This window comes from Larkinella soli, from assembly GCF_003703975.1.
Lineage (GTDB): Bacteria > Bacteroidota > Bacteroidia > Cytophagales > Spirosomataceae > Larkinella > Larkinella soli.
Genome location: NZ_QTJY01000001.1, coordinates 426,830 through 445,639, shown reverse-complemented (window position 1 = coordinate 445,639; position 18,810 = coordinate 426,830). Strand labels below are relative to the sequence as shown.

Annotated in this window: 15 protein-coding genes; 5 read left to right on the top strand and 10 right to left on the bottom strand. The window is 58.3% G+C overall.

All coding sequences use genetic code 11. The annotated features are described in order from the left end of the window. The first annotated feature begins 187 nt into the window (after positions 1 to 187). Positions 188 to 1,642: a sulfatase family protein gene (locus DX909_RS03770; RefSeq protein WP_128544269.1), complete on the top strand. Its 1,455-nt coding sequence runs from the start codon at positions 188 to 190 to the stop codon at positions 1,640 to 1,642. 28 nt (positions 1,643 to 1,670) lie between these two features. Here DX909_RS03770 and DX909_RS03765 read toward each other — a convergent pair whose 3' ends face one another. Further along, positions 1,671 to 3,359 (bottom strand): tetratricopeptide repeat protein, encoded by a 1,689-nt coding sequence (locus DX909_RS03765; RefSeq protein ID WP_128543706.1) that lies wholly within the window; start codon positions 3,357 to 3,359, stop codon positions 1,671 to 1,673. 154 nt (positions 3,360 to 3,513) lie between these two features. Between DX909_RS03765 and DX909_RS03760 the strand changes: the two genes are divergently transcribed. Beyond that, on the top strand, positions 3,514 to 3,774 hold the full coding sequence (locus tag DX909_RS03760; RefSeq protein WP_128543705.1) for a hypothetical protein: 261 nt from the start codon (positions 3,514 to 3,516) through the stop codon (positions 3,772 to 3,774). Positions 3,775 to 3,837: 63 nt separating this feature from the next. On the opposite strand, the gene DX909_RS03755 is transcribed toward DX909_RS03760, so the two are convergent. Continuing rightward, entirely contained in the window at positions 3,838 to 4,707 is an 870-nt protein-coding gene (locus DX909_RS03755; protein ID WP_128543704.1) for a DUF4595 domain-containing protein, read from the bottom strand. 207 nt (positions 4,708 to 4,914) lie between these two features. Further along, on the bottom strand, positions 4,915 to 7,569 hold the full coding sequence (gene alaS / locus DX909_RS03750) for an alanine--tRNA ligase (protein WP_128543703.1): 2,655 nt from the start codon (positions 7,567 to 7,569) through the stop codon (positions 4,915 to 4,917). A 78-nt stretch (positions 7,570 to 7,647) separates the two neighbouring features. On the opposite strand from alaS, the gene DX909_RS03745 reads away from it, so the two are divergent. Next, positions 7,648 to 7,983, top strand: coding sequence for a MerR family transcriptional regulator (locus DX909_RS03745; protein ID WP_128543702.1), 336 nt, complete (start codon positions 7,648 to 7,650; stop codon positions 7,981 to 7,983). Positions 7,984 to 8,208: 225 nt separating this feature from the next. On the opposite strand, the gene DX909_RS03740 is transcribed toward DX909_RS03745, so the two are convergent. After that, complete coding sequence (locus tag DX909_RS03740; RefSeq protein ID WP_128543701.1) at positions 8,209 to 10,008, bottom strand: cytochrome-c peroxidase; 1,800 nt, start codon at positions 10,006 to 10,008, stop codon at positions 8,209 to 8,211. Between the two features lie 2 nt (positions 10,009 to 10,010). After that, complete coding sequence (locus tag DX909_RS03735; protein ID WP_128543700.1) at positions 10,011 to 11,498, bottom strand: PhoX family protein; 1,488 nt, start codon at positions 11,496 to 11,498, stop codon at positions 10,011 to 10,013. A 113-nt stretch (positions 11,499 to 11,611) separates the two neighbouring features. On the opposite strand from DX909_RS03735, the gene dprA reads away from it, so the two are divergent. Beyond that, a complete protein-coding gene (gene dprA, locus DX909_RS03730) occupies positions 11,612 to 12,718 on the top strand; it encodes a DNA-processing protein DprA (protein WP_229310936.1) in 1,107 nt (368 codons plus the stop codon). Between the two features lie 58 nt (positions 12,719 to 12,776). On the opposite strand, the gene DX909_RS03725 is transcribed toward dprA, so the two are convergent. The 3 genes from DX909_RS03725 to DX909_RS03715 form a co-directional block, all read right to left on the bottom strand. Further along, positions 12,777 to 14,342, bottom strand: a complete 1,566-nt coding sequence (locus DX909_RS03725; RefSeq protein WP_128543699.1) for a DUF4394 domain-containing protein — start codon at positions 14,340 to 14,342, stop codon at positions 12,777 to 12,779. A gap of 91 nt (positions 14,343 to 14,433) precedes the next feature. Continuing rightward, positions 14,434 to 15,060, bottom strand: a complete 627-nt coding sequence (gene pyrE, locus DX909_RS03720) for an orotate phosphoribosyltransferase (RefSeq protein WP_128543698.1) — start codon at positions 15,058 to 15,060, stop codon at positions 14,434 to 14,436. Positions 15,061 to 15,083: 23 nt separating this feature from the next. Beyond that, positions 15,084 to 16,367, bottom strand: coding sequence for a hemolysin family protein (locus tag DX909_RS03715; RefSeq protein WP_128543697.1), 1,284 nt, complete (start codon positions 16,365 to 16,367; stop codon positions 15,084 to 15,086). Positions 16,368 to 16,522: 155 nt separating this feature from the next. Here DX909_RS03715 and DX909_RS03710 point away from each other — a divergent pair, with 155 nt between their 5' ends. Beyond that, the gene (locus DX909_RS03710) at positions 16,523 to 17,224 is read left to right on the top strand and encodes an NUDIX hydrolase (protein WP_128543696.1); all 702 of its coding nucleotides are present in this window, start codon (positions 16,523 to 16,525) and stop codon (positions 17,222 to 17,224) included. Positions 17,225 to 17,291: 67 nt separating this feature from the next. Here the strand turns inward: DX909_RS03710 and coaD are convergent, their stop codons facing one another. Beyond that, a complete protein-coding gene (gene coaD, locus DX909_RS03705; RefSeq protein WP_128543695.1) occupies positions 17,292 to 17,756 on the bottom strand; it encodes a pantetheine-phosphate adenylyltransferase in 465 nt (154 codons plus the stop codon). A 142-nt stretch (positions 17,757 to 17,898) separates the two neighbouring features. Continuing rightward, positions 17,899 to 18,774 carry a DUF3822 family protein gene (locus tag DX909_RS03700; RefSeq protein ID WP_229310935.1) on the bottom strand — a complete coding sequence of 292 codons (876 nt, stop codon included), beginning with the start codon at positions 18,772 to 18,774 and terminating at the stop codon, positions 17,899 to 17,901. Positions 18,775 to 18,810: the final 36 nt, after the last annotated feature.

The window sequence follows — 18,810 nt, the reverse complement described above, 5'->3', positions numbered from 1 at the left end:
AAAGAAATTCTGAAATGTTCGTTGGACGGGATTTTCATTTATATTTTTCCATCAAACTCCGGTAAATTTTCAAGATAGAGGTCCAGGCAGCCTCCGCGAATGGTCCGCCCGATTATCTTTACGGCCGATCTTTAAATAGATTAACTATAGCGAATAAATATACTTTATCATTCAATTCCTCTGCATGATGATCCGAAACCCCTTTTTCCGGCTCGCTATCGGCCTGACGCTTTCCCTGAGTATTACCCTGCTGATCGGCGCCTGGGTCGAACGCCCGAAGGCGCAGACCCCCAACGTGGTTCTTTTTTTTATGGACGACATGGGCTACGGTGACCTCGGCGTGACGGGCGCCCTGGGGTACTCGACGCCGAACCTCGACCGGCTGGCGTCGGAAGGAACCCGGTTTACCAACTTTCTGGCGGCACAGGCCGTCTGTACCGCTTCCCGGGCCGCCCTGCTGACCGGCTGTTACCCGAACCGGCTCGGCCTCTACGGCGCTCTGGGACCAGGTTCGCCCATCGGAATCAACCCGAACGAGGAAACCCTGGCCGAACTCCTGAAGGAAAAAGGGTACAGGACCGGGATCTTCGGGAAATGGCACCTCGGCGACCGCCACCAGTTTCTGCCCCTGCAAAACGGCTTCGACGAATATTTCGGCGTACCGTATTCGCACGATATGTGGCCGCTGCATCCGAACCAGGCCAACGCCCATTATCCGATTCTGAATCTGATCGAAGGAAATACGCCCTTTAAAGCCGTCAACACGCTGGAAGATGCGAGCGCCATCACATCGGCCCTCACCGAACGGGCGGTCGGCTTTATCCGCAACCACCGTAAGGAACCCTTCTTCCTGTATGTGCCGCACCCGCTGCCCCACGTTCCGCTGGCGGCTTCGGCCCGGTTTGCGGGAAAGAGCCGCCGGGGCCTTTACGGCGACGTCATGATGGAAATCGATTGGTCGGTCGGAGAAATTCTGGCGGAACTCAAAAAACAGGGCCTCGATAAAAACACCCTCGTCATCTTTACAAGCGACAACGGCCCCTGGCTGAACTACGGAGACCATGCCGGCTCGTCAGGCGGTTTCCGGGAAGGAAAGGGAACGTCTTTCGAAGGCGGCCAGCGTGTGCCGTGTCTGATGCGATGGCCCGGCGTCGTACCGGCGGGCCGCGTTTCGAACAAACTGCTCAGCACCCTCGACATTCTGCCCACCGTGGCAAAGCTCTGCGGAGCCCGCCAGCCAAAAAACCGCATTGACGGCGTCGACATCGTTACCCTGCTCAAAGGCGACGACTCGGCCACTCCCCGGGAGCAATTCCTGTATTATTACCGGAAAAATAGCCTGGAAGCCGTGCGGAAAGGCGACTGGAAGCTGGTGTTTCCGCATCCCGGCCGTACGTATGAGGGGTACCTGCCCGGCCAGGGCGGCAAACCCGGACCCAGCACCGAAACGCATGCCATTCAGGGCGGCCTCTACGACCTTCAGCGCGACCCGGGCGAACGTTACGACGTGCGCGGGCAGCATCCCGAAATCGTGGCCGAACTTGAAAAACTGGCCGAAGCCGCCCGCGAAGACCTCGGCGACGAACTCCAGAACCGCATCGGAAAAAATGCCCGGCCGGTCGGTCGGGAAGGAGGACAGTAAGAAAAAAGCCCCGTTCGGGGCTTTTTCTCTATTGGCCGGGCAGGCTTTGGGCCAGAAATACCGGGTCGGCTTTCGACCAGCCCTGCCGCGCCAGCTTCCGTTCGCGGTCGGCCGCGGCTTTGTCGCCTTTCCATTCGGCGATCCGGGCCAGGGCGAGGTGCGTTCCCGGATAGGCCGGGTCGTGTTCGGCCAGCAGTTTGGCCGATTCTTCGGCGAAGTCATACAGTTTCAGCTGCCAGGCTACCTGGGCGATCATTTCCAGCTGAAACAGGGCCTCAGCCCAGGGGTCCGGGCCGAACTGCTCCCGGGCGCCGGCCTGGAACTTCCGGATATTTTTCATCCCCTCGGCCCGCCGGCCGGGGTCCGACAAAGCAAGCAGAGCCGCCAGAAAACGGGGGTGAGGGTCCAGCCACGCGGCCAGCCAGTCGGTCTGCTCTCCTTTCCGGGCAACGGCCAGTTCGGCTTCGGAGGCTTTCAGGTCTTCACGGGCAGCTTCCAGGCGGTTTTTCTTCAGATTTACCATGCCGAGCAGATAATGGCCGATTACCCGTTCGCCGGGGGTGCTGCCTTTGGTTAAGTCCCGGGCAATGGAAACGGCTTCGGTTTCCCGGTTCTGGGAAATCAGCAGGGCCGGGTAGCCCATCTTGTTGTAGAAGGTCCGTTCGGGATTCACGGGTCGCTGCGTTTCAAATTTCTCCTTATGGAGGGCTTCGGCTTCCCGGATACGCCCCTGATACTGATAACACAGCGCCAGCAGCGAAATGTTGTGGATGTGATGCCAGTCGTACATCGACGGGTATTTCTCGCTCTGGTACAGCCCGCGTTCGATGGCATCGGTCCGTTTCATCTGGGCGATGGCCTCGTCGACATCCCCGGTTTTCATCAGATCGTGGGCGTACATATGGAGGGCATGGGCCTGATTGGGGGAAAGTTTCGCATAGGCGGCTCCGTGTTCCCGGGCTTTGGCATAATCGGTCATGCCCTCGTAGGCATGAACCAGAAAATGGTGGGCGGCCGGGTGGTCGGGAGCCTTCTGGAGAATCTTTTCATAGATGGCGATGCTGCCCGGCGACGATCCCTGTCCGCGGCCGCTGGCAAACCGTTCGTAGGCATGGCCGGCCATGAGCCACAGTTCCGCGTCCTCGGGAAACCGCCGGACAGCCTGGAAAATCACCCGCCGGTATTCATTCAGGAGTTTCTGGTTATTCAGCGAGTCGAGGGCTTTCAGCTGAGCAAACCGTAGTTCGATGTGAGCCTTTTCCCGTTCGTCGGCGTATTTCTCCAGCCGTTTCGCTTTTTCGGCGGCCTTTCGGGCGGCCGGAAAATCTTCCATCTGAACATAAACCCGGCTCAATCCGGCCTGCGCCATGGCGAGGGTCGAATCCTGCCGCAGGGCCTCATGGAACGAGCGGGCGGCCTCGACCAGCGAGTAGGCGTGGAGATAAGCCATTCCCTGTTCGAAATAGGCCTGCGCTTTCTGGTTTTTGGTGGAGGTCGGCGTCGGATACTGGCCCAGATTCGGCCGGAGGGCGACGGGCTGCTCCAGCAGAGAGGCAGGAATCCCGCCGACGTGAGACAGGCCGCAGATCGGCGCATAGGGGAGGCCGGTCGCGTCTGCCGGCCGGTTGGTAGTCTGATTTTCCTTCCGGAACGGGGCGCCGATCAGTAAGGCAATCAGCAGAAGGGGAAGCATCGAGTGGACGTAGAGCCGTTTCATGATCGCCAGGGCTTGGTGGCTTTTCCAAATTAAGAGTTTACGTCCTGATTATCAATAAAGTTTTTCTAAACGGTCCGGAAGGAAAGCGACCCCGGCCGGGACACCACCAACTTTTCCGGACGGATGCGGTTTAAGTAGGAAAACGTAGTCTGGTATGGAAAGAACATTCATTGTCCGGGTAGAAGCTACGGACGAACTCGGAAAACAGATTCACTCCGTGCTGCCGATGAAAGCGGAGGGCGAACCCATCGTCACGGAAATCATTGCCCAACTGGACGCCCAGTATCCGCACCTGAAACACCGGGTGACGGAAATCGAAGAACTGAAAACTCCTGCCGAAGTCGAAAACTGGCAGCATTCTTACCTGGGAACCGTCTTCGGTTCGGAACACCAGCCGGATCGGGAAGATGCCTGAACCAAAGCTTCGGTATCAATAAAAAGCCGGGAAGGAAACCCCGGCTTTTTTCGTGTCGGCCGGTCAGTTGATGGGAATATCGGTGATCAGGTACTCATAAGGGACGGATTCCAGCAGGAGGCCGTTGGCAGTCACCGTCTTATTTCGTTGAATCACGAAGCCGTCGCCGTCGAGGGTATACTTGTAGCGGTGGTCGGTGTTGACGCCGTCGTACACGGGCTGCTCGATTTTCAGTCGGTGAACGAGGTGTTTGCTTCGTTTACCGAACACCCTCAGGTAGGGGTCCATGTCACGGATTCCGACCGGGTTCAACGAGTGCCGGTCCGAAATCAGGGCCGCCCCTCTTTCGGTGGCATAGAAATAGGTGTTTCGCTGGATCAGGGTGTTGGAGAACCCGTATTCTTTCGTTTCGGCCAGGTCGCCGTTGGCGTCGTAAAAAAACTCGATGCGTTGCTGCTGGTAAATGGTGCTGTATCGTTTGCTCAGCCGGCCCGAACCGTCGTATTCGTATTTAAGCGGGTTGATTTGGATAAAATTGATCCCGTCCTGCACGTAGTAGGTATTGGCGTCGGACTGGAGGCAGCGCCCGTTTGCGTCGAGATAAAAATTCCCGTCGTCGGTTTTCTTGCCGTTTTCGGTGGTCAGAAACGAAATTTTCCCCGGGCCGTAGGAGTAGGTGGTGACCCGGTTTCCCGTCGTCACTTTCTGGAGCGTACCGTCCGGGTTGTAGATTAGGGACGTGTTGCCGTGTTTGACCAGCGTATGCTTTTTGGAGACCCCAACGATCAGGTCGTCACCGGCGGGCTGAAGGGTCCCGGAAGGAGCACCCGGACCGAGCGGGGACACGGAAGTGAGTTCGTGGTTCCGGCAGGCGCTAAGACCAACCAGAAGGGCACAGCATGAAAGGGAAATGGTTTTCAGAAAGCGATTCATCGTTTTTGTTGTTAGGTGTGGATTCCCGTTTGGGTGTCATAAAGGTAGGCAACGAGCCCTCCCGGCGTCTACCGGGAGTCGGTATCTGGCCGGGTTGACTCCATAACTGACGGAGAATCGGAAGCAGCGGGAAGAAGGGCAAAAGAAAACCCCGAGGTGCTTCGATTACCAAAGCACCTCGGGGTTCCTGTCATTCGGCAGGCCGGCTTACCGGAGCAGTTCGCGGCCTTTGGCCAGCGCCCGGTCAAGCCCGGAGGCATCCGAACCGCCGGCCGTCGCGAAGAACGGTTGTCCACCGCCCCCGCCCCGGATCTCCTTCGCCAGTTCGCGGACGAGGTTGCCGGCGTGCAGATTTCGGGATTGGATCAGATCCTCGGCCAGCATGACCGCCAGCTGCGGTTTGCCGTTGATGTCGGCACCCAGCACCAGGGCCAGGTGGTCTACCTTCGCTTTCAGATCGTAGGCCAGTTGTTTCAGCGAGTCGGCGGACGGCACATTGACCCTTTCGACCAGGACCGCGTGCCCGTTGGTCTGCTCGATTTTGCCGAGTAACTGCTCCCTGATCTGCTGCACTTTCTCGTTCTCCAGTGCCTCGATCTTTTTCTGAAGCTGCGTGCGTTCGTCGAGCAGGCTCTGGACGGCTTTGACTACGTCTTTAGGCGCCTTCAGGAGTTCTTTCAACTGGTCGAGGGTAGATTGCTGTTCATTCAGGAGTTCAAGGGCTTTTTCGGCGGTAACGGCTTCCACCCGGCGCACCCCTGTCGACACCGACCCTTCGGAGATCAGTTTGAACAGACCGATCTGGCCGGTGGCCGATACGTGCGTTCCTCCGCAGAGTTCGACCGAGAAGGCCGGATCGAACACGATCACCCGGACAAAATCGCCGTATTTCTCTCCGAACAGGGCCATCGCGCCCATGCCTTTGGCCTGGTCGATGGGCACGTTGCGTCGCTCATCCAGCGGGATGTTCTCCCGGATTTTGTCGTTGACGATCCGCTCCACCTCGGCCAGTTCGGCGTCGGTCACTTTGGAAAAGTGCGAGAAGTCGAACCGAAGGGCATCCGGGCCTACGTAAGAGCCTTTCTGGGCTACGTGCGTCCCCAGCACCTGCCGCAGGGCCGCGTGGAGAAGATGCGTGGCGGAGTGATTGTCTTCGATGGCCTCCCGGCGGTCGGCATCGACGCGGGCCGTCACGGACGTATGGTTATCGAACACATTCTCCAGCTCGCGGTCATTGGAGATATGGATGATCAGGTCGTTTTCCTTGCGCGTATCGGCAATCCGGACGAGCACTTCCTCGTCGCCCAGGTGCACCAGCAGCACGCCCGTATCGCCGATCTGACCGCCGGATTCGGCGTAGAAAGGCGTCCGGTCCAGCACGATCTGGTACTGCGTACCCTGTTTGTTCTGCACCTTGCGGTATTTGGAAATCCGGCCCTCGGCTTCCAGCTGGTCGTAACCCAGAAACTCGACCCGGTCGATGTCGGTCACCTCGATCCAGTCGCCGGTGGCCGAAGCCGCATCTTTCCGCGACCGTTCCTTCTGCTGCTGAAGCGCTTTCTGATAACCGGCCTCGTCGATGGTGAAACCCTTTTCCCGGGCGATCAGGGCGGTCAGGTCGACCGGGAAGCCGAAGGTGTCGTTCAGTTCGAAAACCGTTTCCCCGTCGATGACCGACGCGGTTTTCTGTGACAGTTCCGCCGTGATCTTATCGAGCAGTTTCAGGCCGTTTTCGAGGGTCCGGAGGAAGGCCGCTTCTTCTTCCCGGATGACGGTCGCCACAAAGTCCTGCTGGGCTTTCAGTTCCGGAAACACGTCTTTGAACTGGTCGGCCAGCGTCGGGACAAGCCGGGTCATGAAGGGTTCGGTAAATCCGAGGTAAGAATACCCGTAACGAACCGCCCGGCGCAGAATCCGGCGAATGACGTACCCGGCTTTGGCGTTGGACGGCACCAGCCCGTCGGCGATGGCGAAGGAGACCGCCCGGATATGGTCGGCGATGACCCGCATGGCGACATCGGGGTACTCCCGCTGGGTGGCCGTATAGGTTTTTCCGGACAGCTGTTCGATGACCCGGATGGTTTCGGTAAAGACGTCGGTGTCGTAGTTAGAAAGTTTCCCCTGGATGGCCATGCAGAGCCGTTCGAAGCCCATGCCGGTATCGACATGCCGGGACGGCAGCGGTTCCAGCGATCCGTCGGCCTTCCGGTTGAACTGCATGAATACGAGATTCCAGATTTCCACCACCTGCGGGTGGTCGGCATTGACCAGTTCCTTACCCGGTCGGCGGTCCACTTCCGACTGCGGGCGCAGGTCGACATGGATTTCCGAACAGGGGCCGCAGGGGCCGGTTTCGCCCATTTCCCAGAAGTTGTCCTTCTTGTTTCCCCGGATGATCCGATCTTCGCCCACGATGGGTTTCCAGAGGTCCCAGGCTTCCTGATCGAAGGGTACGTTGTCTTTCTCGTCTCCCTGGAAGACCGAAACGTACAGCCGGTCTTTCGGCAGGCGATACACTTCGGTCAGCAGTTCCCACGCCCAGGCGATGGCCTCCTTCTTGAAATAATCCCCGAACGACCAGTTGCCGAGCATCTCGAACATGGTGTGGTGGTAGGTGTCGAATCCTACATCTTCGAGGTCATTGTGCTTCCCCGAAACCCGGAGGCATTTCTGGGTATCCGCGACGCGCTTCGCCGGGGGCGTCCCGTTGCCGAGGAAAAAATCCTTGAACTGCGCCATGCCCGAATTGTTGAACATGAGCGTGGGATCGTTCTTGGCAACAAGCGGGGCCGAGGGCACGATCAGGTGGCCTTTGCTGCGGAAGAAGTCCAAAAAATGCTGGCGAATTTCGGAAGAAGTCATCGACTGGTAACAAAAAATTTTGCGCAAATTTACGGTAATTTCACCGTTCTTAGCGGTCGCCCGAAAATTATTATACCCATGGAAGAGCTGACCAAACGATACTACGGCATTCGGGAAGTGGCCGATATGCTCGGCGTGAACATCTCGAAGCTCCGGTTTTATGAGAAAGAGTTTCCGACCCTGAAACCCAAGAAGAACCGCGCGGGCGACCGGATCTACACCAAAGAAGACATTGCGCAGTTACAGGATATCCTGAAATTAAGGGAGGGGAAAGGCTTTACGATCGACGGGGCACGGCAGCAGCTGAAGGAACGGACCTCCCGCCAGAACGAAATGAAACAGGTCATCGGACGGCTGAAGGAAATCCGCAACTTTTTTGCCGATTTTCGGGACAGTCTGGACAAAGAAGGCTGATCTGCCCTCCTTTCCGGCATTTTTGACCTGGATCAACTCCGCCGGGGCGGTGCTGGATATTTTTCCGATATTTCGGCTCGCCCTCAGAAAAAGCGATTTCGCCATGGCCCACCGCCTGACGGCACGCCTGGTGGCCCTATAATTCCCCGTATTCTTCCCTGACCTATACCGGCCTGTTGTCCGGCGGGTCGCATCGGCCGAAAATCCAATCCTCTGCCAGAATTACTAAAGTACGTTCAGGAAGGCGAGCAGGGCGGCTTTTTCCGCCTTCGAAAGCCGCAGGGGATCGGCCGGGAGGGTCTGGTTGGGAAGGTCGATGCCCAGACCCTTTCCGCCACCCCGGTCATAAAAGTCGACGACCTCGTCCAGCGTCCGGAAAGCGCCGTTGTGCATATACGGGCCGGTTCGGGCAAGGCCGCGGAGGGTCGGGGTTTTGAAACTGTGCCGGAGCAAATTCAACGGGATGACGGCATACCGTCCGGGGTCCGGGTCCAGCACCGGCCGGCCGGGACGCACCGGCACCCCGATCACTTCCGACTCTGTTTGCCGGAATTCCGGCGGGACGGTTCCGTTGAGCAGGGGTACGAAATGGCAGGTCGCACAGCGGGCCTTGCCCATGAACAGATTCAACCCCCGGACCTCGGTCGCCGTCAGCGCCTGATCCTGGCCGCGCATAAAGCGGTCGAACGGGCTGTCGAGCCGAACCAGCGAGCGTTCGTAGGCCGCCAGCGCATTCCGGAGGTGAACCGGTTCGATCCGGTTCCCAAGGATCTCCGGGAACGCTCTGCGGAATTCGCTCCGATATCGGGAGTCGGCGGCCAGCTTCCGGGCGGCCTCTTCGAACGACCCGTGCATCTCGTCCCGGTTTCCGACAACCTGAAGCGACTGATTCTCCAGATTATCCGATCGCAGGTCGTAAAAAAGGGCCGCCTGCAAAGCGGTATTCAGGAGGGTAGGCGTATTCCGCAGCACCGCACCCCGGCCGGTCAGGGTAGAATTTCGGGGCAGGCCGTCGGTAAAGGCCCGGTCCGGTTGGTGGCAGCCGGCGCAGGACCGAACCTTGCCTTCCGATAATACCGGGTCCGAAAACAACCGTTTTCCAAGCGACACCTTCTCCGGACTGGATCGCATCCGGGCGTTCGGTGCATAAAAGTCCGGGTCGAAGGCGCCGGCATCGAACAGGGTAGCCGCATCCGCCCGCAAGGGCCGAAGTTCGGAGAACGGCTGAATGTCAAGGTGTTTCTGATGAGCCAGCAGACCGGCGGTCAGGGGGTTGAGCCGGTGACGGATAAACTGGACCCGGTCGAAACGGTCGATGTTCGGATGGCGGTGCAGGTCCTTCACTGCATACCGGAGGGTCTGTTCGAGCCGGTCGGATTGGGGGGTGTCCGGATAATACCGCAGGTAAACCTGAAGGCTTCCGAGCGACACGGCGGTTTCGGGGAGCGCATTTTTGCAGATCGGCGTATCGAAACCGGTTATTCCGAGGGTCATCAGGCGAAAAACCTGGAGCCGCATGGCGTCGAAAACGTGTCGGTCGGTTAGTTCGGTGGCTTCCCAAAGGGAGGAAAGGCGGGACAGTTCCCGCGTTAGTTTCCGGATTTCCCGGACCAGTTTCTCCCGGTTTTCCGGCTCGAACGGATACAGCAATTCCTCAATGACCTGAAAGCCGCCCGGTTCAAACGATTGGGCCTCATCGGCTTCCACCTCAGGCAGCGGAGGCCCGTTGACCAGCCGGGTGGCGGTTTTAAAGTAATACTCGGTAAAGACTTCCAGCTTCTTATAGGCGAGCCGGCATTCCAGAAAAGCGGTGCGGATCGTGTCGGGATTTGAACTCCTTTCGGCGGCAGGGAGCAACCGGTTGCGGACCAGCGCTTCCAGATTGTTCACGTCCTGTCCAAATTGCCGATGCACCCGAACGGCCGGCGGAACGGCCGGTTTTTCCTCCTTCGAAAACACGACCAGCACGCCAAGGCACAGCAGGGTGGCGGCTCCGAACACGGTCAGGAAGCGGGCGGGCGGCATGGTTATTTAGGGATGCCCCGAACGACCACCACCTGTCCGCCCTCGGAGTAATTGCCGTTATTGGGGTCGTTGATGCTCCCGGTTTTGGTCAATGAGCTGCCGTCGGCGTTGCTGAACTTCATGTCCCGCCAGGTGTGGGGATGGATATTGATCAGGAACGTATTGGGCACCCCGATGACCGTCGAAATATCGGTCATGGCCCCGTATTCCCAGGTGCTCCTGCCCGGATGGCCGGTCGCGTTGTACTTCCGCTGAAAATCGGGGTCATCCCGCCGGTGATTCATTTCCAGGATCGGCTTTAACTGGTTGGTGGACAGGGCATACTGCCAGATTCGCCCGTCATGGGCCGGCGGGGCCGGGGGAGCGTCCCCGTCCTCCTGAATGTACACGTAATTTTCAGTGACGCAGAGGTTATCGGGGTTGACGAGATTCCGGCCCGGGTCGACCGAACCGTCGGCCAGGATGGTTAATTTTCCTTTGAGGGGGTTGTCGGAATCGAGGGCCAGACGGTACACGCGGCCCCATTCGACCCGGTCCGAGGCATGGGTGCCCGAAACGCAGAAGAAAATCTCGCGCCCGGCGGCATCGCTGCCCTTCCGGAAGTCGACATCTTCGACCCGGGCGAATTCGAGGGCAAACTTTTCCTTCGTCTGGGCTGCCAGCTGGTTGCCCGTCGCAGTCCGGGTATCGGTAAATTCCACGAACTCTACCTCGTAGGATTGCCCGGCCTTCATGTCGGTTTCGACCGGATTCCGGTTGGTCCGGCGCAGGAAATACAGCTTACCGTTCTGGAGGTCGCCGACCGACTCTGAGACATAAACCATAAGCTGTCCACTGCCTTCATCCTCGCTCAGAACCACCACGGTTTTGCCGGGAAAACTGCCTTTCGGCAGCGGAACGGCATTTTCGAAGGAGGCTTTGCCCAACGCCGGGAGGACCCGGTTCCGGTTCTTTTTGTCGGCCGGCGCGAAAGGGTCGAGAGCGTGGATCATCCCGTCCGCGTCCCCTTCTCCGGCGGTGAGGTAAACCGGGCCGAAACCATGGACTTCCGGGGTGGCCAGGGTGGCCGAACACATCCGCCAGAGGCCGCCGTCCGCATCCAGCACGTATTCACCCTTTACCGGCCTGAACGTCTTATCGAGGTAAACCCGGGACACCGACCGCAGAATTTCATGGTTGGTCAGCAGGACAAACCCGTCTCCGCCGGGATTTCGAAGGAGGGCGTTCCCATCCGGCTGGGCACCGAACAGGAAACCGGTCGATTGGTCGAGCTGGTCGTCGCTGCTCAGAAGCGGGAAAATTTCCAGATTCTCAAAACCCGGCAGGGCTTTCACCAGAGCAGGCGTTTTGGAAAAGGCCTGGAGCTTGACCTGAGGGTCCGGCGGGGTGGATTTGGTCGGATTTCCGGCCGGCTCTCCGGAGCAGCCCAACAGCAGGGGGGCAGCCAGTGCGAAATGGCTGATTTTCAATAAACGGCGGGCGAGGGTCATGGTTCAGAACAGTCGGATTCAGCTGAAATTTATAAAAAACTTTGCGATTTTTTAAGGCGCAGCGTTACTCGGGCCCATCTTCTTCGTCCTGAAGAAAACCTCTTCCAATCACCGTGGATCATCCCGAACCATTTTACCAGCTGGCCCTCACCACCGTAACCGGAGTCGGAGACGTCCTGATCCGGCAGCTTATCAGTTATTGCGGGTCGGCTTCCGAGGTTTTCCGTTCCCCGAGGCATCGCCTGCTCAAAATTCCCGGCGTAGGCGAGGTTATTGGAAAGGCCGTGCTGAACCCCGGGGTGCTGTCGGAAACCGACCGGATTTACCAGAAATGTGAGAAGCTCGGCGTCCGGCTGTTGTTTTACACCGAACCCGGTTATCCCGAACGACTTCGGGGGCTGTATGATGCCCCGGCCCTGCTGTTTTCGACTGGCGCCGCCGACCTGAACCCGACCCGGACCATCGGCATCGTCGGCACGCGGCAGGCCACGGATTACGGAAGAAAAATGACCGAAGACCTCATTCACGCGGTTCTGCCCTACCGGCCGCTGGTGATCAGCGGACTGGCCTATGGGATCGATATTGCCGCTCACCGGGCCTGCCTGTCGGCCGGGCTGCCCACCATCGGGGTGCTGGCGAGCGGGGTGGACATCATCTATCCCCACGTTCACCGAAAAACCGCTCAGGAGATGCTGCCCACCGGCGGTCTTCTCACGGAAAGCCGGCCGGGGGTCAAACCGGATGCCCGCCTGTTTCCGGCCCGAAACCGCATCATTGCCGGGATGAGCGATGCGGTCGTGGTGGTGGAAGCGGCCGCGAAAGGAGGTGCCCTGATCACGGCCGAATACGCCAACAATTACCACCGGGAGGTTCTGGCCGTTCCGGGATTCCTGACTCATCCTTTCTCGCAGGGCTGCCACAAACTGATTCGGGAAAAACGGGCCGACATTTACACCCGGCCGGAAGACCTGATCGAATCCCTGCGGTGGGACCAGCCTGAAAAACCGGTGCACCTCCTGGAAAAACCGGCATTAACCCATGAATTTACGGAGGAGGAAAGTCAGATTCTGGCCCTGCTGCGGAAACAGCCCCACTGGCACATCGATGAGCTCAGCTGGCGAAGCGGAATGCCGGTCAGCCGGCTGGCCTCCCTGCTGCTGAACCTTGAATTTCAGGGGGTGGTCCGGTCGCTGCCCGGCAAGAAATTTCAGCTGTCCTGAAAAAGCACCGGCCTGCCCGAAAAATTCAGGCAGGCCGGTATTCTTTCAGGGTCTATGATCAGAAACCGAGGCCCAGAGCAAAGCCGCGGACGGTGGTCGGGAAGTTGCCCACCGGGGTGAGCATCCCGTTGTTCAGGTCCACTTCATACAATTTCGTCGATCCGGCCGAGGTGAGCAGGGCGTAAGCCTTGTTGCTCATTCCGCCGATGTCGAATCCGTTGGTGGCTTCGAAGTTAATGCCCAGCGGACTGCCGCCGACCAGCGTGCCGGAGGCCGGCGGAATCTGGCGATACAGCTTGTCCGACAGGTCGTCCAGATCATACAGCACCGTCGAAGTCGTTCCGGCAAAGTTGTTGGAATAGGCGGCTGCCCGAACCACCGGCCCGTCGCCCGGCCGACCGAAGTTGATCGGGGTCTGCGCGGCCGTAACGGCCCCCGTCACCGGGCTGACGGCCAGATTCTGACCCGTATTGCTGATGATCCGAATGAGGTCGGCCATGGGGTTGAAATCGAAGCCGAAGTCGCTGCCGCTCAAAGCAGGCGTAAACGGACCGCCGACGGCCGTGGCTGCGCCGGTGGCGGTATTGATCGTATAAATCCGGCTGCTGGTTCCCAGCCCGTACAGCTGACCTGTGGCGGGCCGGAGGTCGATGCCCCGAATCGTTTCCCCGTCCTGAAGGCCGGTGATGGTTTTGGCAACCGGGGAGATGTTCATGGGGTTAAAGACCAGCAGGGTGTTACCACTGACGGCAAAAGCGACGGGTTCGGTAGGGATGGCCAGACCGATGACGGCGCCGGTTCCCAGGCTTCCGATGGAATGGAGTTTACCCGTGTTCAGGTCCAGGTGACCCAGTTCGGCTTTACCGTCCGCCGTGAAGGCCAGGAGAGCGTGGGCGTTATCGGGTGAGATGTCGAAACCGGCCGTGGCGGCAATGTCTTTTCCCAGCGGGCCGACCTGCACCAGCGTGCCGTTATTGGGCGGGTTCTGGATGAACAGCCGGTCGGAGGCCGGGTCTACGTCGTACAGCGTGGTGGTGGTCACCCCGGCACGGCTGTTGGTATAGGCGACGGCCGAAACCGCCGGAGAAGAGCCGCCGTTGATGTCCGGATCGGCCGTGTTTCCGACCACCATCCCGGTATTGGGATTGATGCGGAGGTTCTGGCCGGCGGCCGTCACGACCCGGATCAGATCGGCGGCCGGATTGAAGTCGAACCCGACGGCCTCACTGTTCAGCGAGGGAGAGAACGGGCCGGTTCCAATGGCCCGGGCTTTGCCGTCTTCCGGGTTGATGACATAAATGCGGCTGGTACTGCCCAGCCCGTACAGTTGTCCGGTGGCCGGGCGGAAGTCGATGCCCAGCAGCTTTTCCCCGTCCTGAAGCCCCGTCACCATGTTCACGTCCACATCGGTGGCCGGGTTGGCCAGACTCTTTTTGTTCAGGGAATTACCGTCGGTCAGAACAAAAAACATCAGTTCCTCCGCCGGAATCCGGCTGTTCCGGCCGGCCGGGGTGTCGGGGCGGACGGCCTCGTTGGGGGACGTACAGGCATTAAACAGGGCCGCAAGGGCCAGCAGGCCAACCGCTGCGCGGCCGCGCAGCCCGTTGAGTCGAATCGTATTCATTTTTCAAAGAGTTGGTAATGGTGAAAATGATAGGAATACGATAGTTCTACGAGGCAGGCGCGTTTTTGGATGTTAAGCGGAAGTCATTTTTTCAGGTATTCCATTCTGCGGGATTCCGGCGCCAGGCGGCCAGGGAGGCAAGGGCTTCGTCCGGAATGTAGTCGAGCTGCCGGGCCTCTTCCACGAGAGTTTCATAATTGCTCAGGCAGACCAGTTTTACTTCTTTTTCCGAGAAGTTTTGGTCGGCTAACGGGAAGCCGTAGGTGAAGATGGCGGCCATGCCCAGCACCTCGGCTCCGTTCTGCCGCAACACGTCGACCACTTTGAGCGAGCTGCCTCCGGTCGAGATCAGGTCCTCGATGACCACCACCTTCCGGCCCGCTTCCAGGCGTCCTTCGATCTGGTTGCCCATGCCGTGCTTTTTGGGTTCCGGCCGAACGTAGAGAAAGGGGAGGGCTAGCTCCTCGGCCACCAGCACGCCCTGGGCGATTCCGGCCGTCGCCACCCCGGCGACGGCCTCCACCCCGGGAAATGTCTGCCGGATGGTTTCGGCCAGATTCTTCCGGATAAACGTCCGGACTGAGGGATAGGAAAGGGTGATGCGGTTGTCGCAGTAAATCGGTGATTTCCAGCCGGAACTCCAGGTGAACGGTTCGTCGGGGCGCAACCGGACCGCTTGTACTTCCAGCAGCATCCGGGCAACTTGTGATGCAATCATGTATACCTTATTTGATAGGTCGGTTATTCCTCATTCCGGCGCGTTACCAGAATCTTGTCGATCCGGCTTTTATCCATGTCCACGATTTCGAACTGGTACTCCTGCCAGGTGAACGTTTCGCCAGTTTTGGGAATGTCTTTAATAATATGGAGGGCAAAACCGCCCAGCGTATCGAAGCCGGTCAGTTCCTTGCGGTTCTGAATCACGATGTCGAAATAATCCAGAAAGTCGTCGAACGGGATCTGGGCGTCGATCAGGTAACTGCCGTCCTCGCGTTCCACAATTTCAAATTCGAACTCGTTGGTTTCGGAGATATCGCCCACGAGCGCATCGACGATGTCGTTGAGCGTCACCATGCCCAGCACACCGCCGTATTCATCCACGATGATGCCGACATACTGGCGTTTCTCCCGAAACCGCTCCAGCACCTGGTAGGCCATGTTGTTTTCGGGGATATACAGAATGTCGCGTTTCAGGTCCTCCAGTCGTTTCAGCTGGTCGTCGAGGTCGGTTCCCAGGAAATCCTTGCTGTGGATCAGCCCGACTATATCGTCGACGCTGCCGCGGCAGAGCGGGTAGTGGGAGTGCCGGTGCCGGACGATCTGTTCCCGGTTTTCCTCCGGGGCGGCTTCCAGGTCAAGGTAAACCATCTCCTGCCGGTTGGTCATCAGGGAGGTAATCCTGCGGTCGCCGAGCTGAAAAACGTTCTGAACGATTTCCTGTTCGATCTCCTCGATCACCCCACCGGTGGTCCCTTCCTGAATCAGGCTTTTAATCTCTTCCTCCGTGACGGCGCTGGCATTCGGTTTGATATTGAGAATCTTGATCAGCAGGTCGCTGGAAAAGCTCAGAAGGCTGATGAAGGGAGAGGTGATCCGGGAAAGGACGTTCATTGGGCCGGCCATCACCTTGGCGATGCCTTCCGGGTTGGAAAGACCGATCCGTTTCGGGACAAGCTCGCCCAGCACCAGGGAAAGGTACGTCAGCAGCAGCAGAACGACGGCGACGCCGATCGAGTTGGCGTAGGGCTGGAGCCCTTCGATTCGGGCAATCATCCCGGCCACCTGGTCGGTGAGCCGGTCGCCACTGAAAATACCGTTCAGGATGCCGATCAGGGTGATGCCGATCTGAACGGTAGAGAGAAAACGATTCGGAGATTCAGCGAGTTTGAGGGCTTCTTCGGCCCGGCGGTCGCCGTTTCGGGCGTCGGTTTCAAGCCGGGCTTTTCGGGAAGAGACCAGCGCAATTTCCGACATTGAAAAAACGCCGTTGAGGATAATCAGGAAAAGAATTATCGCAAGTTCCACTAAGGAAAAAGTTGTCGTGTCGCAAAAATAGTAGTTTTAGGTACTCTTCAAAACGCGAAGGTTTGTCTAAATTTGAAGGTGAATAGGGGTGATTTTGAAGTTTTTCGCGATTTTCAACGGCATGGCGGGCCCATTTTACTGATTAATCTGACCACATGGTAATTTTCATCGACGATCGCCCCATCCGGCTGGTCGGCCCTAAGGCGGCTGCAAAGCTGCAGGAACACCTATCGGCTCAACGAGTTGACTTTGACCAGATTATCGACGCTCGCCTGGGGGTTCTGAAAGTTTCTTCCCTTCGTGGCCACGTCCTGATTCTGAATGCCACTCCCGTAACGGTCGAGAAACTCGTCCACCTGCTCAACACCAATCATGCTCCGGAACTGAATTCCGTCACGGTGGTGACTCTCGATAAAAAAGCGGCAGAGGAAAAGTTCAAAAGCCTGTTCAAGGTGGTGAAAGCCGCCGGCGGGGTGGTTTTCAAAGGGGACAAGATGCTCCTGATGTTCCGGCGGGGCAAGTGGGACCTCCCCAAAGGTAAGCTCGACGAGGGTGAATCCTCGCGGGTGGCCGCGGTGCGCGAGGTGATCGAGGAAACCGGGGTGAAGGTCGCTATCGAAGACCGCATCTGCACGACCTGGCATACCTACCCGCTCAACGGAAGCCGCATCCTGAAACGGACCAAGTGGTATCACATGACCTGCCTCGACGATTCGCGGATGGCTCCCCAGACTTCGGAAGACATTGAAAAAATCGAGTGGATGGACCAGAAAAAAGTTCTCCGCGCCCTGACCAACTCGTTCAGTTCCATCCGGTTCGTGATCGATTCGGTGGACCAGAAGGAACCGAAAGAGTAAAGGCCGGGAAAGGCCGAAAGGCGGTGCCGCGCATGCGATGAAATCCGGCGCGGCACCGCCTTTTCTGTTACCTGATCCTCTCCAGGCTTATCGGCAGAAAATCATCGATGTTTTTGCCGTAGCGGTGCAGTTCCCGGATGATGGTGGCGCTGATGGGCGCCAGGTGGGGCGAGGTGATCAGAAAGACGGTTTCCACATCTTCATAAACGAACCGGTTCACCTGCGAAATGCTGTTCTCATATTCAAAGTCGGTCGTATTGCGAAGCCCTCTCAGCAGGAACCGGGCTCCCAGCTGGCGGGCGATGTTGGCCGTCAGATCGTCGTAACTGACCACCCTCACATTGGGATAGGGGGCAAAGGTCAGTTCAATCAGGCGAATCATGTCCTCGATCGGAAAATACCGCTGTTTCATGGCGTTCCGGCCGATGCCGATAATCACCTCATCAAAGAGTTTCAGTCCACGAAGCACGATATCCTCATGACCGCGGGTAAACGGATCGAAGGAGCCGGGAAAGAGAGCAATACGAGACATGAAGGGGAATGGTTGAATGATTGAATTGTTGAATGATTGAATGACGGTTCGCCGTTGCGGTTGAATGAGCTCCGCAAAGATGGCCTTGCGAAGCTAATTCAATCAATCAACAATTCAATCAATCAACAATTCAACCATTCTATTATTCCACAATGGTATTTCCCATCAGGCTGAGGTAGCGGTGTTCGGGCACGTCCTCGAAGGCGGGGGTGAGCTGGAGGCCCGGCAGGGTGGCCCCGAACGACATTCGGGGCAGGAACCGTTCGAGAGCGCCATACGTCTCGGCAAACGGCGTTATCTCACCCAGCAGCACGGCCTGAATTTGTTTGGGGTCGGTTTTCAGCTCATGGATGACGTACAGGATGTAATAGACCAGGTCGTTGGTATTCTTGAAGGCAAACCGGTTGCAGAACCGAAGCGCCCGGTTTCTGCGGTAAATGATGGTGACGTTTTCTTCTTCGAAGTACAGATAGAGGTTCTGTTGCTCCGGTAACGAAGCGTCCAGGGCCGCCGAAGCCTGAAGGAGGGCACTCGACTGGTGAATCAGCCGGATCTGCTGGAGCGGATAGGTAGCCGCCAGCCAGTCGGTCAGGGCGTTTTCGATGGTGAACACCGAATGAAAGCCTTCTCGGGCGTGAACGAAAGCCAGGGCGTGTTCGGAAGACGGCAGGGCGCTGCCCCGCATCAGCTGCAGGTAATGGGAGGCATATTCCTTCCGGTACAGTCTGGAAGGGACCAGGGTAAACGCCGGCGAGTTGACCGAAACCGTTACACTTTTCCAGAAACCGTTCTGCAGCACCGGGTGATCCTGATAGATGGATTGCAGGGAGGGCAGCAGGAGGTTTTCCGTCAGCAGGGAAGGAAAGGTATAGTCTTCCAGCCAGAAACAGGTTCTGGTCGACGGATCGACCACGCAGAACCGAAATCGATCCCGGCCCATTTCCAGGCAGAGGTGCTGAGCGGAACTGGCCGTCGAGGCCTCGAAAGAATCCTCCCGGATGGCGATAGTGGGGGTCACGGCAGCAAAGGTATCGGAACGCACGGTCGGTAATCT

What these genes read in the sequence shown, in the direction of transcription:
- DX909_RS03760 (WP_128543705.1), top strand. Translation starts at nt 3,514, where the DNA reads ATGGAAAGAACATTCATTGTCCGGGTAGAAGCTACGGACGAACTCGGA.
- DX909_RS03765 (WP_128543706.1), bottom strand. Translation starts at nt 3,359, where the DNA reads ATGAAACGGCTCTACGTCCACTCGATGCTTCCCCTTCTGCTGATTGCC.
- DX909_RS03710 (WP_128543696.1), top strand. Translation starts at nt 16,523, where the DNA reads ATGGTAATTTTCATCGACGATCGCCCCATCCGGCTGGTCGGCCCTAAG.
- DX909_RS03755 (WP_128543704.1), bottom strand. Translation starts at nt 4,707, where the DNA reads ATGAATCGCTTTCTGAAAACCATTTCCCTTTCATGCTGTGCCCTTCTG.
- DX909_RS03725 (WP_128543699.1), bottom strand. Translation starts at nt 14,342, where the DNA reads ATGAATACGATTCGACTCAACGGGCTGCGCGGCCGCGCAGCGGTTGGC.
- DX909_RS03740 (WP_128543701.1), bottom strand. Translation starts at nt 10,008, where the DNA reads ATGCCGCCCGCCCGCTTCCTGACCGTGTTCGGAGCCGCCACCCTGCTG.
- DX909_RS03770 (WP_128544269.1), top strand. Translation starts at nt 188, where the DNA reads ATGATCCGAAACCCCTTTTTCCGGCTCGCTATCGGCCTGACGCTTTCC.
- DX909_RS03745 (WP_128543702.1), top strand. Translation starts at nt 7,648, where the DNA reads ATGGAAGAGCTGACCAAACGATACTACGGCATTCGGGAAGTGGCCGAT.
- alaS (WP_128543703.1), bottom strand. Translation starts at nt 7,569, where the DNA reads ATGACTTCTTCCGAAATTCGCCAGCATTTTTTGGACTTCTTCCGCAGC.
- DX909_RS03735 (WP_128543700.1), bottom strand. Translation starts at nt 11,498, where the DNA reads ATGACCCTCGCCCGCCGTTTATTGAAAATCAGCCATTTCGCACTGGCT.
- coaD (WP_128543695.1), bottom strand. Translation starts at nt 17,756, where the DNA reads ATGTCTCGTATTGCTCTCTTTCCCGGCTCCTTCGATCCGTTTACCCGC.
- pyrE (WP_128543698.1), bottom strand. Translation starts at nt 15,060, where the DNA reads ATGATTGCATCACAAGTTGCCCGGATGCTGCTGGAAGTACAAGCGGTC.